Origin of the sequence: Aquabacter sp. L1I39, from assembly GCF_017742835.1 — a bacterium.
Classification (GTDB): Bacteria; Pseudomonadota; Alphaproteobacteria; order Rhizobiales; family Xanthobacteraceae; genus L1I39.
The window spans coordinates 2,853,353-2,867,768 of record NZ_CP072392.1; the positions used below are offsets into that span (position 1 = coordinate 2,853,353).

The following is a 14,416-nucleotide window of genomic DNA, read 5'->3' on the forward strand; positions in this document are numbered from 1 at the left end:
CTAAAGGGTGGTCGGAGCGCCTCAGGAGCGCAACAGGTGCCCCTCCGATGACGCCGGATTTGAGCATTGTCGTCCCGGTCTATAACGAGGCCGCAGGACTCCCCTCCTTCCACGAGCGCCTGTGCGGCTGTGCCCGGGCGGTGGGCGCCGCGCGCGGCATGCGGATCGAGATTGTCTATGTGGACGATGGCAGCCGGGACAATAGCGCGGCGGTCGCCGCCACCTTGCCCCCCTTGGGGGTGGACGTGCAGGTGGTGGCCCTGTCGCGCAATTTCGGCAAGGAAGCCGCGCTGCTCGCCGGCCTCGACCATGCCCGGGGCGACGCCCTCATGTTCATGGACGGCGACGGCCAGCACCCGCCGGAAATGATCGAGACCTTCGTCGCCTTGTGGAAGGACCAGGGCTATGACGTGCCGTATGCGGTGAAGGCGGACCGCTCCGACGAGGCCGTTTCGCGCCGCCTGTTCGTGCGCATGTTCTATCGCCTGCTGAATTACGGCGCCCCCACCCGAATCCCCGAGGATGGCGCCGACTTCCGCCTGCTCTCGCCACGCGCCGCCGCCGCCTTGCGGCGCATGCCAGAGCGCAACCGCTTCTTCAAGGGCCTGTCCAGCTGGATCGGCTTTCGCCAGGTGGCGGTGCCCTACCGGCCGGAGGCCCGCACCCATGGCAGTTCCAGCTGGTCCTTCTTCCGCCTGCTAAGCCTGTCCATGGAGGGGCTGACCTCCTTCTCCCCCGCCCCGCTGCGGATCGCCGGCATCGCCGGCGCCTTGCTGGCGGGCGCGGCCTTCCTCTATGGCATGTGGATCGTGGTGGAGCGGCTGATCTGGGGCATTCCCCTGCCGGGCTATCCCTCCCTGGTGGTGGGCATCATGGTCATTGGTGGGATGCAACTTCTGGTCGTGGGTGTGATGGGCGAGTACATCGCCCGCATCCTGTCCGAGATCAAGGCGCGCCCTGTCTATTTCGTCGCCGACCACGCCTTGCGCCATCGCGAGCTGGGGGAGGGGGGGCATGATGGCGGCCACGGGGCAGCCCACGGCGCGGCGTTGGAGCCGCCAGCCTTTGCCGAACGGCCGAAGGCGGCCTCCTGACGCCATGGCCCGCCGCATCGTCATCTGCGCCGACGATTACGGCCTCGCCCCCGGAGTCAGCCGCGCCATAAGGGAACTGGCCCTGGCGGGGCGGCTGAATGCCACGTCAGTCATGACCCTGTTCCCCGATTTGGAGGGAGAGGCGGAGGCGCTGCTCCAGGTGGGGGAGGCGACCGACCTTGGTATCGGGCTGCACCTGACCCTAACCGGGGGATTTGCCCCGCTCGTCGCCGCGCCGACGGGGGCAGGGCGGCTGCCGGGGCTCCGCGACCTGATTGTGAAGGCCCATCTGCGCCGCCTCGATCTCGCCGCGGTAGAAGATGAGATCGAAGCTCAGTTCAGCGCTTTCTCCGCCTTGTTCGGGCGTCCCCCAAGCCATGTCGACGGCCATCAGCACGCTCATGTGCTGCCCGGCATCCGTGCCCTTGTCCTTCGCGCCACCCGTCGCCACGCCCCCTCTGCCTGGCTGCGCGACAGCTCCCCCTCGTCCGGCGTGGGGGAGGGACTGGATCTGAAGGGAAAGCTCATCGGCCTGTTCTCGGCCGGCCTCCGCCGCGATGCTACGGCGGCAGGCTTGACCGCGAACACCGGCTTTGCCGGTGCCTATTCCTTCAATGATGCCAATGCCTTCCAGGCCGTGCTCGCGCGCGCCCTCGCCCGTCTGCCCGATGGCGGGGCCGTTATGGTTCACCCTGGCCATGTGGATGCAGTGCTGGCGGCGCGCGATCCCATCACCGGCCAGCGGGAGGCGGAATACCAGGCGCTGGCTGGATCGGCGTTTGGCAAGCTCTTGGAAAAGAACGAGATTGTCCTGCGCTAAATGGCGATTCGGAAGGCCCCGTCCATGGCGGGCTGCCCCTCCGTACGCACCAAGCCTTGTCCCACCAGATGCTCCAGATGGGCAAGGACCGTCAGGGACGCCGCCCCGAACAGGCGCGGATCAAGGCCGATATAGATCCCCCGCACCAGGTCAGGGATGGTGTTCGACCGCTCCAACCCGCGCATGATGGCTGCTTCCCGGGCGTGCCGGTGGGCGAGATAGTCCTTCACAAACCGGTCTGCATCCCGGATCACCGGCCCGTGCCCGGGCAGGAACAGCGTCTCGGGACGGGCCGTAAGTTTTTCCAAAGATTGGATATAATCACCCATGGCGCCGTCGGGCGGGGCGACGATGGAGGTGGCCCAGCCCATCACATGGTCGCCGGAGAAGAGGAGGTCGCCCTCCTGATAGGCGAAAGCCAGATGGTTGGCCGCATGGCCGGGCGTTGTCACCGCCTCCAGCGTCCAACCCGAGCCCTCCAGCACGTCCCTGTCGCCCAGCACGATGTCGGGCTGAAAATCGGCGTCGGCGCTGGCATCCATGGGATTGGCCTCGCCAATGAAGAGCGGACGGGAGGGTCGGTGCGGCCCTTCGCCCACCGTCCTCGCGCCGGTGGCAGCGACGATGGCGGGGGCGGCAGGGGAGTGGTCCCGGTGCGTGTGGGTGACCACCACATGGGTCACGCTTTCCCCCTTCACGGCCTCCAGCACCGCCGCCACATGGGCCGGATTGTCAGGTCCCGGATCGATGATCGCCACCTTGCCCCGGCCGACGATATAGGTGCAGGTGCCCGTGAAGGTGAAGGGCGAGGGATTGGGTGCCACAATGCGGCGGACACCGGGGGCCACTTCCTCCACTCGTCCGGGTGGCGTGGTGAAGTTGCGGTCGAATGCGATGTCGTCGCTCATTCCAATGCCCTGCAGCGGGACCCCCATGGGGGCAGCCTCAAACCGGCGCCATGTATAGCAAGCTGATGCTGCATCGCCGATAGGGCGTGCACAGCATGCGACGGGCGCGTGTTCGATCACCTTTGCGGGAACGGCGCGCCGTGCGTGCCTGGGTCAATGCTGGAGCCGTGACCTTGGGTTAAAAGAGGTCGGCGAGGCGCCGTTCCAAAGCCCGACACGAAGGGGGCGCCTGCCAAGGAGGATCAGATGCATTTCGTCCGCACGCTTACCGTGGTCTTGCTCGCGGTCAGCCCCTTCGCGTTTTCCGGCAGCGCGGCGGCGCAGGGCATGCCGCAGACGCTCGACATGACTTGCAGCGAGGCGCAGGCATTGGTGAACCGCACCGGGGCGGCCGTTCTGGCTACGGGTCCCAACGTCTTCAACCGCTACGTCAAGGATCTGGCCTTCTGCCCCGAGGCAATGGTGACCAAGCCGGCGTGGCTGCAGACAAAGGATATGCAGCAATGCCCCATTGGCTATACCTGCTGGGATCCGACCACGGACACGGGCGGTCGCTGAAGCAAGACGAGGGTGGCGCCCTCTAACCCATTGATAGAGCATGCGCCACCCTCTCTTCTTCTGCGGTCCACCTAGCTGCCGAAGCCGCGCCGCTTGAGGATGATGGTGATGTCCTCCAGGGCGCCGGGATCGTCGATGGTGGCGGGGGCGGTCCAGGGGTCCGAATCGGCAATCTTCTTCATGGTCCCGCGCAGGATCTTGCCCGAGCGCGTCTTTGGCAGGCGCGGCACGGTCAAGGCGAGCTTGAAGGCCGCCACCGGGCCGATCCGCTCGCGGACCAACTCCACCAGTTCCTTCTCGATTACATCCGGTGCCCGCCGCTCGCCGGCCTTCAGTACCACGAAGCCGCAGGGCACTTCGCCCTTCAGGCTGTCCTTGACGCCGATGACGGCGCATTCGGCCACGTCGGGGTGGGAGGCGAGCACCTCTTCCATGCCGCCGGTGGAGAGGCGATGGCCGGCCACATTGATGATGTCGTCGGTGCGGCCCATGACGAAGACATAGCCGTCCTCGTCCACAAAGCCGGCGTCGGAGGTCTTGTAGTAGCCGGGGAACTCCGCGAGGTAGCTCTCGGCGAAGCGCTCATCTTGATGCCAAAGGGTTGGCAGGCAGCCGGGAGGCAAGGGCAGCTTGATGACAATGGAGCCCATGGTTCCCGCCGGCAAGGGCTTGGCGGCCTCGTCCACGATCTGGAGGTCGTAGCCGGGCATGGGCACGGTGGGCGAGCCCAGCTTGACGGGCAGAAGCCCGAGGCCGACCGGATTGCCCGCGATGGCCCAGCCAGTTTCCGTCTGCCACCAATGATCGACCACCGGCACGTTCAGGGTGGCCTCTGCCCACTTGACCGTATCGGGGTCCGCCCGCTCCCCGGCCAGGAATAGCGTCCGCAGGGACGACAGGTCGTGCCCCTTCAGATAGGTGCCCTCCGGGTCTTCCTTCTTGATGGCGCGCAACGCGGTGGGCGCCGTGAAGAGGGCAGCGACCTTGTACTTCTCGATCATCCGCCAGAAGGCGCCGGGATCGGGCGTGCCCACGGGCTTGCCCTCATAGACCACGGAGGTGCAGCCCATGAGGAGCGGGCCGTACACGATATAGGAGTGCCCGACCACCCAGCCTACGTCCGAGGCGGTCCAGAACACGTCGCCGGTCTTCAGGCCGTAGAGGTTCTCCATGGTCCAGCGCAGCGCCACCATGTGGCCGCCGGTGTCACGCACCACGCCCTTGGGCTTGCCGGTGGTGCCGGAGGTGTAGAGCACATAGAGCGGGTCGGTGGCGCCCATGGGCGCGCAGTCCACCCCGCGACCTTCCCCGGCCGCCACGGCGCGGCGCTCCGACCAGTCGAAGTCCCGGCCCGCCATCAACGTTCCATGCAATTGCGGGCGCTGGAGAATCAGGCAGGCGGTCGGCTTCGCCTCTGCCATCTCAATGGCGGCGTCGAGCAGCGGCTTATAGGGCACGATGCGGTTGGGCTCGATGCCGCAGGAGGCGGCAAGGATGACCTTGGGCGCAGCATCATCAATGCGCGCCGCCAGCTCCTTGGCGGCGAACCCGCCGAAGACCACCGAATGCACCGCGCCGATGCGGGCGCAGGCGAGCATGCCGATGACGGCTTCCAGAACCATGGGCATGTAGATGACGACGCGGTCGCCTTTTTCCACGCCCATGTCCCGCAGGATGGCGCCGAGCGTGCGCACCTCGGCCAGCAGTTCGGAATAGGTGAGGCTGGACTTGCTGCCGGTGACCGGGCTGTCATGGATGAGCGCCACCTGCCCGCCGCGGCCGGCGGCCACATGCCGGTCCACTGCATTGTAGCAGGTGTTGCAGACGCCGCCGACGAACCAGCGGCCATAGACGCCAAGGTCCGGATCGAACACCGTGCGTGGCTGGGCCACCCATTCGATATCGCTCGCCGCTTGCGCCCAGAAGGCCTGCGGATCGGCTTTCCACCGGGCATAAACCTCGGCATAGCGGCTGGATGTGGGCTCGACCATGGCGACCTCCCCTCGCGCGTCTTGTGATTGTGGCGGATGATGCGCGGAAGTTGCGCGCGCACAAGTCCGCTCATATGCGTAAGACCTTCGTCGACCGGCTCGGCGATTGCGCCCATGCGAACCGCTCAGCTAGGTTCAGCGCAAGCCGCGCTGGCGGACGACATCATAAACGGACACGTCAAGGGGGAAACCGATGCCGGGCATCTATGACAGGGATCTCGACCGCAACCCCGCCAACTACCAGCCGCTGACGCCGCTCGGCTTCCTGGAGCGGGCGGCGCGCGTCTTCCCCGAGCGCACCGCCATCATCCATGGCAAACTGCGCCGCACCTATGGGGATTTCTATGCCCGCGCCCGCCGGCTCGCCTCCGCGCTGGAGCAGCGGGGCGTGGGGGTCGGCGACACTGTGGCGGTCATGCTGCCCAACGTGCCAGCCATGCTGGAAGCCCATTACGGCGTGCCCATGTGCGGGGCGGTGCTCAATTCCCTCAATACCCGCCTTGATGCCGCGATCCTGGCCTTCACCCTCGACCATGGCGAGGCAAAGGTGCTTATCACCGATCGGGAATTCTCTCCCGTCATCAAGGCGGCGCTGGCCATTGCCAAGGTTAAGCCGCTGGTGATCGACTATGACGATCCCGAATTCACCGGCGCGGGAGACCGCATCGGCGAATTGGAATATGAGGATTTCATCGCCGCCGGCGACCCCAACTATGCCTGGGCCATGCCACCTGACGAATGGAATGCCATTGCCCTCAACTATACGTCGGGCACCACGGGCGATCCCAAGGGCGTCGTCTACCATCATCGCGGTGCCCATCTCCTGGCGGTGGGCAATGTGGTGACCTGCACCATGGGCAAGCATCCCGTCTATCTGTGGACGCTGCCCATGTTCCACTGCAACGGCTGGTGCTTTCCCTGGTCCGTCTCGGTCGTGGCCGGCACCCATGTGTGCCTGCGGCAGGTGCGGGCCAAGCCCATCTTCGACGCCATTGCCGACCATGGCGTGACCCATATGTGCGGCGCGCCCATCGTCATGTCGACGTTGCTGAATGCACCGGCCGCCGACAAGCGCCCACTGCCGCATGTGGTGGACTTCATCACCGCCGCCGCCCCGCCGCCGGAGGCGGTGCTCGCGGCCATGCAGGACGCGGGCTTCAACGTGACCCATGTCTATGGCTTGACCGAGGTCTACGGACCTGCGGTGGTCAATGACTGGCATGACGAATGGAACGACCTGCCCGCCGAGGAACGGGCCGTGAAGAAGGCACGGCAAGGCGTGCGCTATTCGGCGCTTGAGGCCCTGGATGTGATGGACCCCGAGACCATGGTGCCGGTGCCCGCCGACGGCACCACGCTCGGCGAGGTGATGTTCCGGGGCAATGTGGTTATGAAGGGCTATCTAAAGAACCCGTCTGCCACGCAGAAGGCGTTCGAGGGCGGCTGGTTCCATTCCGGGGATCTCGGCGTCAAGCATCCCGACGGCTATGTGCAACTGAAGGACCGCTCCAAGGACATCATCATTTCGGGTGGCGAGAACATCTCCTCCATCGAGGTGGAGGATGCCCTCTACAAACATCCGGCGGTGGCGGCCGCGGCTGTGGTGGCCCGTCCTGATGAGAAGTGGGGAGAGACGCCCGTGGCCTTTGTGGAGCTTCGGGAAGGCGCCACCGCCACGGTGGAGGAGCTCCTCGCCCATTGCCGCGCGCACCTTGCCCACTACAAATGCCCCCGGCACCTGGTGTTCGAGGAGATCCCCAAGACCTCCACCGGCAAGATCCAGAAGTTCCGGCTGCGCGAGATGGCCAAGGAGATGTGAGCCAGCGCAGATGCGAGAATAGGGAGCCGGCCTGAAGTCTCCATTCCGGAAGGTCAGGTCCGCTCCGGTATCCAATCACGGATGCGGGAATGAAGAACCCGTAATGTGCCGGTCATCCTCCCGCCAGTTAAAAGTGGAGTAAGGTGCCGGCTTGAATCGGAACCTTGCCCGCATGAAAGCCTTCTTCTCTCTCCTCGGCGACATCCGCCGGCTTGCGATTCCCTACTTCAAGAGCGAGGAGCGGTGGATCGCCCTCGGCCTGCTGGGCGCGGTCATCGCGCTCGAATTGGCCTGGGTCTATGCGACCGTTCTGCTCAATGAGTGGAATTCCGCCTTCTATAATGCCATCCAGGAAAAGAATTACGCTGAGTTCAAACGCCAACTTCTGATCTTTTGTGCCATCGCCGTCTGCGCCATCGCGATCGCGGTCTATCAGATCTACTTGAAGCAATGGCTCGAGATCCGCTGGCGGCGCTGGCTGACCACGCGTTATATGGAGCATTGGCTCGCCGACGACACCCATTACCGTCTGCGCCTGTCCGGCGATCCGGCCGACAATCCCGATCAGCGCATCGCGCAGGATGTGAACCTCTTTGTCTCCCAGACCATCGGGGTGGGCATCGGGCTCCTCGGCACGGTGGTCTCGCTTGCCTCCTTCAGCGTCATTCTGTGGGGCCTTTCGGGCTCTTATGACCTGCAGCTCTTCGGCACGGAAATGGTGGTGCCGGGCTATTTGTTCTGGGCCGCCCTCATCTATGCGGCGGTGGGAACCTGGCTGGCGCACCTGATCGGTCGACCTTTGGTGCGGCTCAACTACAACCAGCAGCGCTATGAAGCCGATTTCCGCGTGGATCTGGTGCGCGTGCGCGAGAACAGCGAGCAGATCGCCCTTCTCAAGGGCGAGCAGGCGGAAGAGCGTCATCTCTCCGGCCGCTTCGAGCGCATCTGGGGCAATTTCTTCGACCTGATGCGGGCGCAGAAGCGCCTCACCTGGTTTACCGCCGGCTACAACCAGATCTCGACCATTTTCCCCTTCGTGGTGGTGTCGCCCGCCTATTTCTCCGGCGCCATCCTGCTCGGCCCCCTGATGCAGACGGCCAGTGCCTTCTCTTCGGTTCAGGGCTCCTTCTCATTCTTCATCACCTCCTATTCCACGCTGGCCGAATGGGCCGCAGTGGTGAACCGCCTCACCGGCTTCGAGGCCTCCATGGCGGCCGCGAAGAGGCAGGCGCAGGCGCCATCCTTCGTGCGCACCCCGGTCGCGGCATCCGACCTGCCCCGCGCCATGACCATGGACGAGATGGACATCCGCCTTCCCACCGACGCGCCCATCATCAAGGTGGAGGGCGTCGCCATCGTCCGGGGCGAGCATGTGCTGGTGATGGGGCCGTCGGGCTCCGGAAAGACCACGCTCTTCCGTGCCATGGCCGGCATCTGGCCATTCGGATCGGGCCGGCTCGGCATCGAAGCGCCGAGTCGGCTGATGATTCTGCCACAGAAGCCCTATGTGCCGGTCGGGCGGCTGGATGCGGCGCTGGCCTACCCTCAGGATCCTCAGATCCACACCCGGGACGCGCTCTGCGCGGCGCTCGAGGCGGTCGGGCTTCCGGGATTGTGCGGGCGGCTGGAGGAGTCGGCCCTTTGGCCGCATGTGCTTTCGCTCGGCGAACAGCAGCGCCTGTCGCTCGCCCGCGCCCTCCTGGCGCAACCCGCCATTCTGCTTCTGGACGAGGCCACCGCCGCGCTCGACGAGCCGTCCGAGGCCGCCGTCTACCAGTTGCTGCGGCATCGCATGCCGGGCACGACGCTGCTGTCCATCGGCCACCGGGCCACCCTCAAGGGCCTCCACGACCGAATTCTTGTGCTGCAGGGCGAGGGCGCCCCGCGCCGTCTCGTGGAGGCGGGGGCACCGGTGCTGGCGGCGGAAGCCTGACACATAACGGCAGCGAAGGGCAGAGGAGAGCCCTCCGCGCCGTTTGACCTTGCAGGGGCCGCCGGGCCTCCGTTATGTCCTCACCTGGAGACATGCTGTGTCTCCGGGGTGAGGGAGGCCGGGCACCGTGCAGGAACGCAAGACTGAAACGGCTGGCCGGCTGCACGATTCCGCCTATTACGCCATAGCGATCCTGGTCGGGGCCGGGGTCGGCGCCATCGGCACCTTCTTCCACATCGCCACCACCGAGGCCGCGCACTGGCCCACTCTGGTGCGCGACACCGTGGAGGGGCCCTTCCTTCTGCCCGGCATGGCGGCGCTGGCTGCGATCATGGTGGTCGCCTCCGTGTGGCTGGTGCGGACCTACTGCCCGGAAGCGGCCGGATCCGGCGTGCAGGAGATCGAGGGCGCCATGGAGGGCCTGCGGCAGGTGCGCTGGCGGCGCATCCTGCCCGTCAAGTTCGTCGGCGGCGTGCTGGCACTCGGCTCCGGCCTGGTAGTGGGACGTGAAGGCCCGACCATCCATATGGGCGCCTCAGTGGCCCAGGCCTGCGCGGAAAAGTTCGGGCTTTCTCTGCGGGACACGCGCGGCCTGCTCGCCGCGGGCGGCGCAGCTGGCCTTGCCGCCGCCTTCAATGCCCCGCTCGCGGCCATTCTGTTCGTGATCGAGGAGACCCGCCGGCAGTTTCCCTACGGGCTGCGGACCTATACGGCGGTGATTCTGGCTTCGGTCACGAGCGCCATCGTCACGGAAAGCATTGCCGGCGTCGGTCCGGACATGCGCATCGAAGTGCCCGACATGCCGCTTGCTCTGCTGCCGGCCTTCGTGGTGCTGGGCGCCATTCTTGGCGCTGTGGGCGTGGTGTTCAACAAATCGGTGATCTGGTCCCTCGATACCGCCCGTGCGGTCGGCCTGAGATGGTCCTTCTATCTGGTGCCGGCCGTCGTCGGCGCCATCATCGGCGTGCTGGTGATCGTGCGGCCGGAGGCAACCCTGGGCGGGGAGCAACTGGCCGAGGGCTTGGCGGCGGAAGGCCTGCCGCTGCTCATCTTGGCCGGCATCGTGGTGATCCGGTTCGTCATGACCATGGCGAGTTATTCGACCGGCGTTCCGGGCGGCATCTTCGCGCCGATCCTGGCGCTGGCCACGTCCATTGGCGTCCTGTTCGGAACTGCTTTGGATTTCGCCATCGGCCTGCCGGCGGGCGCACTCGCCGCCTTCGGCATCGCGGCCATGGGCGGCCTGTTCTCGTCCGCCGTGCGCGCGCCTCTGGTGGGCATGGTGCTGGTGGCGGAGTTGACCGGCGCCTACACGCTGCTGGTGCCGGTTATCCTCACCTGCGTCTTCGCCAATATGGTGGCGGATGCGCTGGGCGGCGAACCCATCTACGAACTGCTCCTGAACCGGACCCTGCGACTCGCCGGGCAGACGCCGCCGTCGCCTCCAGCGGAGGATCAACTCGGGGGTTGGGACGAGACTGAGCGCCGGTCCTGAACCCCGGCTAAAGCCAGCGCCGCGGCCAACGGGACCCGCCGGCCAAGGTGTGCCACACATAGGTATAGGCGGTCAGAAGCACGCAGCCCGCAGCCAGCGGCACCAGAAGGAAGATGGGCGAGAGCGATTCCAGGACGATGATGAGCGGGTCGATGCCTGCCGGCGGGTGAAGCGTTCGGGTGGCCTGCATGGCGAAAAAGGCGATGCCCACCGCAAGCGCAGCCGCAGGATAGGACGGCCCCGCCAGCCACAGGATCGCGAATCCCACGAGGCTTGAAATCACATGCCCGCCGATCAGCGCGCGCGGCTGGGCGGGGTCAGCATCGGGCATGCCCATGACCACGGCGATGGAGGTGGCGAAGGGGATCAGGGAGACCGGCGTTTCGCCGAGGTCTGCCGCCAGTTCCATGGCCCCCACCGCAAGGCCCGCGCCAAGGGCGCGCCATCCCCAGAGAAAAACCTGCCGACGAACGGGAAGACCCCCTTCGGCCGCACGCCTGCCCGTCCCTCCCGCCGGAGCCGGAAGCGCGGCGAGGGAAGGGGAGGTGGCATCCTGGTGTGGCGGCTTTTCGAGCGTCATGCCGTCATCAAATAAGAGCGCCGATAGGGCAGCAACTGGCAAATGCGGCCGCGCCTCCTGTTCCCGCCAAGTGTTGCGAAGATGCAAATCAGTGCGGCGTGGTCGGGGCGATCCGGTAGTCGTTCCGCCCCTCGGCCTTGGCCCGGTAGAGCGCGAGATCCGCACGCCGCAAGGCATCGGGCAACGGCTCGCGGGCCCCAGCCGCGGTGATGCCGAAGCTGGCGGTGACCGTGATGCCGGTGGGCAGGTTCAGGAAGCGGGCTTCCGCGAGGCGCTTGCGCAGCCACTCCACCCGCGCGGTGCTGCGCTCCAGCCCGCCGGAGGGCAGGAGAAGGCAGAATTCCTCCCCTCCGATCCGCCCCGCAATGCCGTCTTTGCCGCCAGCTTCTCCGAGCAGGGCGCCGAAGCGGGCAATCACCTCGTCGCCGGCCGCGTGGCCGAAGCGATCATTGACGGACTTGAAGTGGTCGAGGTCGCAGATCACGACGCCGGCGGTCTGGCGCGCAGGCAGGCGCCGCAACGCGGCTTCAGCTTCGGCGAAAAAGGCACTCCGGTTTCGCAGGCCCGAGAGGGCATCCTTCTGCAGGTGCTGGGCGTGCTCTTCCATCACCTCGACGGTCAGAAGGGCGAACAGACTCACCCCCAAAGCGAGGGACAGAATGCTGCCGAGAGTCTGCGAATAATACGCGTAGAGGCTGAAGACATAGTCGGCGACGCCCGGGGCGTGGCCCGCGCCCACGAGCGGACCGAGCGCGCCCTTGGCCATGAACTGGAGTGCAACGGCCGCGAGGATGACGCCCACGGTGACATCGACGGGCCGCTGCGCCCGGGCCAGAACATTATGGGCGCCGAAGGCGAACACGGCGGCGAAGGGCAGTTGGTAGGCGAGCGCCTGTCCAATCGTGCCGCGAGGCAATTCGAAGATCACCAGAGGATTGAGCACGGCAAGCGCGAGGCCGAAGGCATAGAGGGTCCGGTTGGTCTCGGCCGGGCTATAATGGCGCCGCAGCCCGGCGACGATGAACACAGCCGCCAGCATGAGAAAGCCGAAGGACAAGGTCGAAATGAGCCGGGGCATGGTGAGGGCAAAGCCGGACGCCTCGGTGGCGGCGGTGGCGGTCGCAGCCAGGAAGCCCGCCGCGCACCACCAGCCCAGACGCGTGGAGGCCCGTTGGCTGAGCGCGAGGAAGCCTGCCGCAAAGCACAGGCCGATGGCCATGTTGATGACGAGCAGGAAGAGCGCACTGTTCATGCGGGGGCCTTGTTCGCGCTGGACCAGTAGGCCTTGGCGCTTCCGCGGGCGGCGCGTGAACCCCACATCACGCCCCCCGCGATGTGCCCGCACCTAGCCGTAGCGTCAAGCCTGCGCGTGGCCCCCTGTACGTGGCCCGCCTCAGCGCTTCTTGCGGCGCTCCGCACTAAGGTCGGTCATCAGACTGCTCACCCGCCACGCATTCTCGCCCAGGTCGTGAATTCCGTAGCGGGATGCCGAGCGGATATCCACACGCGCCCCCTTGGCGGTGGGACGCACGCGGATCACGACGTCGGTGCGAAAACCCATGACCGGATTGGTGGCGATGGCCTCGATCTGCCCGTCGCGCACGCCGCCTCGGGGCGGGACCAGATCGACGATGCGCCAATGCCGCTTTTGCACCAGAGTCAGCACTGTGTTGAAGGCTTCCTCGGGCGTGGCATCGAGATCGATCGGCTTGATGCTCGGATAGGCCGCGCGCTGAAGAACGGCGGCGGTGGCGCCGACATAGTCCACCGGATTGGCCTCCCGAGGCCGGGCAAAGCCCATGGCCCGGAAGCGTGGCGGGTCGCTCGGATCGGTCGTGATGTCGGTGAGCGGCGGCAACATGATCCCGCGCGCGAGAACCGCGGCGGGACCCGCCAGCAGCACCAGGGAAATGGCGACCGCACCGACGGCCTTTCCCATCCCCTTCCATCCGCTCTCCCAGATGGAAACGAAAGCGACGATGCCGAGCAGACCTCCGCAGAAAGCGAGAACCAAGCCGGTGCTCAGCGCGGCAAGCGCCGGCTCGAAGGTGAGGATCCCGCCGCGATAGAGGCCGGCGGCGAGCGCGATGACGGGGATGGCGAACAAGGCAAGCCGCAGGCTCCAGGCGGCAAGGCCTGACTGGCGTTCCTCCACATAGAGGCTGCGCTTCAGCATGTGACGCTCCTCACCCGTTCAGGAGCTTGGCAGGGAGATCGTCGATGGAATCGACCACCAGGTCCGAATGGGGCACCAGGTCCTCCACCGGCGCCGGGCCCGACCGCACAAGGATGAAGCGCGCCCCCGCGCCGCGCGCGGCTGAAAGATCGTGGGCGCTGTCCCCGACCACCGCGACCGCGCCGGGAGGCAAACCGAAGGCATGGGCCGCAGCCGAGACCATGCCCGGGTCAGGTTTCGATCCAAAGCCGGAATCGTAGCCGTGCACGCGGTCCACGAAGTCCATGAGGCCGAGCGCGTCAGCTTGCGTGCGGGCGTTTTCTTCCGCGTCATTGGTGACGATGGCGAGCCGAAGCCCGGCGGCGTGCAGTCGGCCGAGCACGTCGGCCGGCCGGCCGATGGGGGTCAGGTGCCGCAGCCCGGCGTCGCAGAACAGGACATCGATGCGGTCGAACAAGGCTTGATCCGCTGGCAGGCCCAGCGCCTGTGCCCAGAGTGGGCCATAATGCGCCGATGAGCCGGCCACCAGGGGTGACGAGGGCAGGAAGCGTTCTTCGTCGGGCAGATAATGGCTGACCGCTTCCAGCCGCGCGAGGGCGTCCGCGTCCCCGTCTGCCAGCACGCGCATCACATGGCCGGCCGAGGGCCCCCAGGTGCGATCGAAATGCACCAGCGTGCCATCCTTGTCGAACAGGAGCGCTTTCAGACCGCGCATCATCGATCCCGCTTCGGCACCCGCTCAATGCGCGGCGCACCTGAGCTTCAAGAACCATGATCCGGCTTCCGGGACAACCGCCGGGGGCCATGGGATGGGGGGAATTCATTTTCCTGGATTATTTAACTATGATCATCGGAATGAGATTGCGCTCCACCGCTCACCCTCCGCCGCTGCGCCGGTGGACGCCCTCCCTTCCCGGTCCCCTCGCTCGGTTCGGAGGGGGGACATCCACAGCCCTGGCCCTGGCCTTCCTTTTGCTGCCGCTGGTGCCGGCCCGTGCCGTTCCCTTGCCCGTGCCACGGCCGGACATTGAGGCGGAGATGG

The 14,416-nt window shown here is 66.5% G+C and carries 12 protein-coding genes; 6 read left to right on the top strand and 6 right to left on the bottom strand.

Annotation, left to right across the window (positions count from 1 at the left end):
- Positions 1 to 47 precede the first annotated feature (47 nt).
- Positions 48 to 1,094: a glycosyltransferase family 2 protein gene (locus J5J86_RS12700; RefSeq protein ID WP_247657572.1), complete on the top strand. Its 1,047-nt coding sequence runs from the start codon at positions 48 to 50 to the stop codon at positions 1,092 to 1,094.
- A gap of 4 nt (positions 1,095 to 1,098) precedes the next feature.
- Positions 1,099 to 1,914: a ChbG/HpnK family deacetylase gene (locus J5J86_RS12705; RefSeq protein WP_209098471.1), complete on the top strand. Its 816-nt coding sequence runs from the start codon at positions 1,099 to 1,101 to the stop codon at positions 1,912 to 1,914.
- Here J5J86_RS12705 and J5J86_RS12710 read toward each other — a convergent pair.
- The gene (locus tag J5J86_RS12710) at positions 1,911 to 2,822 is read right to left on the bottom strand and encodes an MBL fold metallo-hydrolase (protein ID WP_209098473.1); all 912 of its coding nucleotides are present in this window, start codon (positions 2,820 to 2,822) and stop codon (positions 1,911 to 1,913) included. The two genes, J5J86_RS12705 and J5J86_RS12710, sit on opposite strands and share 4 nt — an antisense overlap.
- Positions 2,823 to 3,068: 246 nt before the next feature.
- On the opposite strand from J5J86_RS12710, the gene J5J86_RS12715 reads away from it, so the two are divergent.
- Positions 3,069 to 3,380: a hypothetical protein gene (locus tag J5J86_RS12715; protein WP_209098475.1), complete on the top strand. Its 312-nt coding sequence runs from the start codon at positions 3,069 to 3,071 to the stop codon at positions 3,378 to 3,380.
- 71 nt (positions 3,381 to 3,451) lie between these two features.
- On the opposite strand, the gene J5J86_RS12720 is transcribed toward J5J86_RS12715, so the two are convergent.
- Positions 3,452 to 5,371 carry a propionyl-CoA synthetase gene (locus tag J5J86_RS12720; RefSeq protein WP_209098477.1) on the bottom strand — a complete coding sequence of 640 codons (1,920 nt, stop codon included), beginning with the start codon at positions 5,369 to 5,371 and terminating at the stop codon, positions 3,452 to 3,454.
- A 193-nt stretch (positions 5,372 to 5,564) separates the two neighbouring features.
- Here J5J86_RS12720 and J5J86_RS12725 point away from each other — a divergent pair, with 193 nt between their 5' ends.
- The 3 genes from J5J86_RS12725 to clcA all read left to right on the top strand — a co-directional run bounded on the left by J5J86_RS12725 (position 5,565) and on the right by clcA (position 10,618).
- Complete coding sequence (locus J5J86_RS12725; RefSeq protein ID WP_209098479.1) at positions 5,565 to 7,190, top strand: acyl-CoA synthetase; 1,626 nt, start codon at positions 5,565 to 5,567, stop codon at positions 7,188 to 7,190.
- Between the two features lie 172 nt (positions 7,191 to 7,362).
- Positions 7,363 to 9,123: an ABC transporter ATP-binding protein/permease gene (locus tag J5J86_RS12730; RefSeq protein WP_209098481.1), complete on the top strand. Its 1,761-nt coding sequence runs from the start codon at positions 7,363 to 7,365 to the stop codon at positions 9,121 to 9,123.
- 127 nt (positions 9,124 to 9,250) lie between these two features.
- The gene (clcA, locus tag J5J86_RS12735) at positions 9,251 to 10,618 is read left to right on the top strand and encodes a H(+)/Cl(-) exchange transporter ClcA (RefSeq protein ID WP_247657573.1); all 1,368 of its coding nucleotides are present in this window, start codon (positions 9,251 to 9,253) and stop codon (positions 10,616 to 10,618) included.
- A 7-nt stretch (positions 10,619 to 10,625) separates the two neighbouring features.
- Here the strand turns inward: clcA and J5J86_RS12740 are convergent, their stop codons facing one another.
- From J5J86_RS12740 to J5J86_RS12755, 4 genes are all read right to left on the bottom strand, one after another.
- The gene (locus tag J5J86_RS12740) at positions 10,626 to 11,027 is read right to left on the bottom strand and encodes an HPP family protein (protein ID WP_209098483.1); all 402 of its coding nucleotides are present in this window, start codon (positions 11,025 to 11,027) and stop codon (positions 10,626 to 10,628) included.
- 259 nt (positions 11,028 to 11,286) lie between these two features.
- On the bottom strand, positions 11,287 to 12,450 hold the full coding sequence (locus tag J5J86_RS12745) for a GGDEF domain-containing protein (RefSeq protein ID WP_209098485.1): 1,164 nt from the start codon (positions 12,448 to 12,450) through the stop codon (positions 11,287 to 11,289).
- 141 nt (positions 12,451 to 12,591) lie between these two features.
- Positions 12,592 to 13,374 carry a DUF1499 domain-containing protein gene (locus tag J5J86_RS12750; RefSeq protein ID WP_209098487.1) on the bottom strand — a complete coding sequence of 261 codons (783 nt, stop codon included), beginning with the start codon at positions 13,372 to 13,374 and terminating at the stop codon, positions 12,592 to 12,594.
- Positions 13,375 to 13,384: 10 nt separating this feature from the next.
- The gene (locus tag J5J86_RS12755) at positions 13,385 to 14,089 is read right to left on the bottom strand and encodes an HAD family hydrolase (protein ID WP_209098489.1); all 705 of its coding nucleotides are present in this window, start codon (positions 14,087 to 14,089) and stop codon (positions 13,385 to 13,387) included.
- Positions 14,090 to 14,416: the final 327 nt, after the last annotated feature.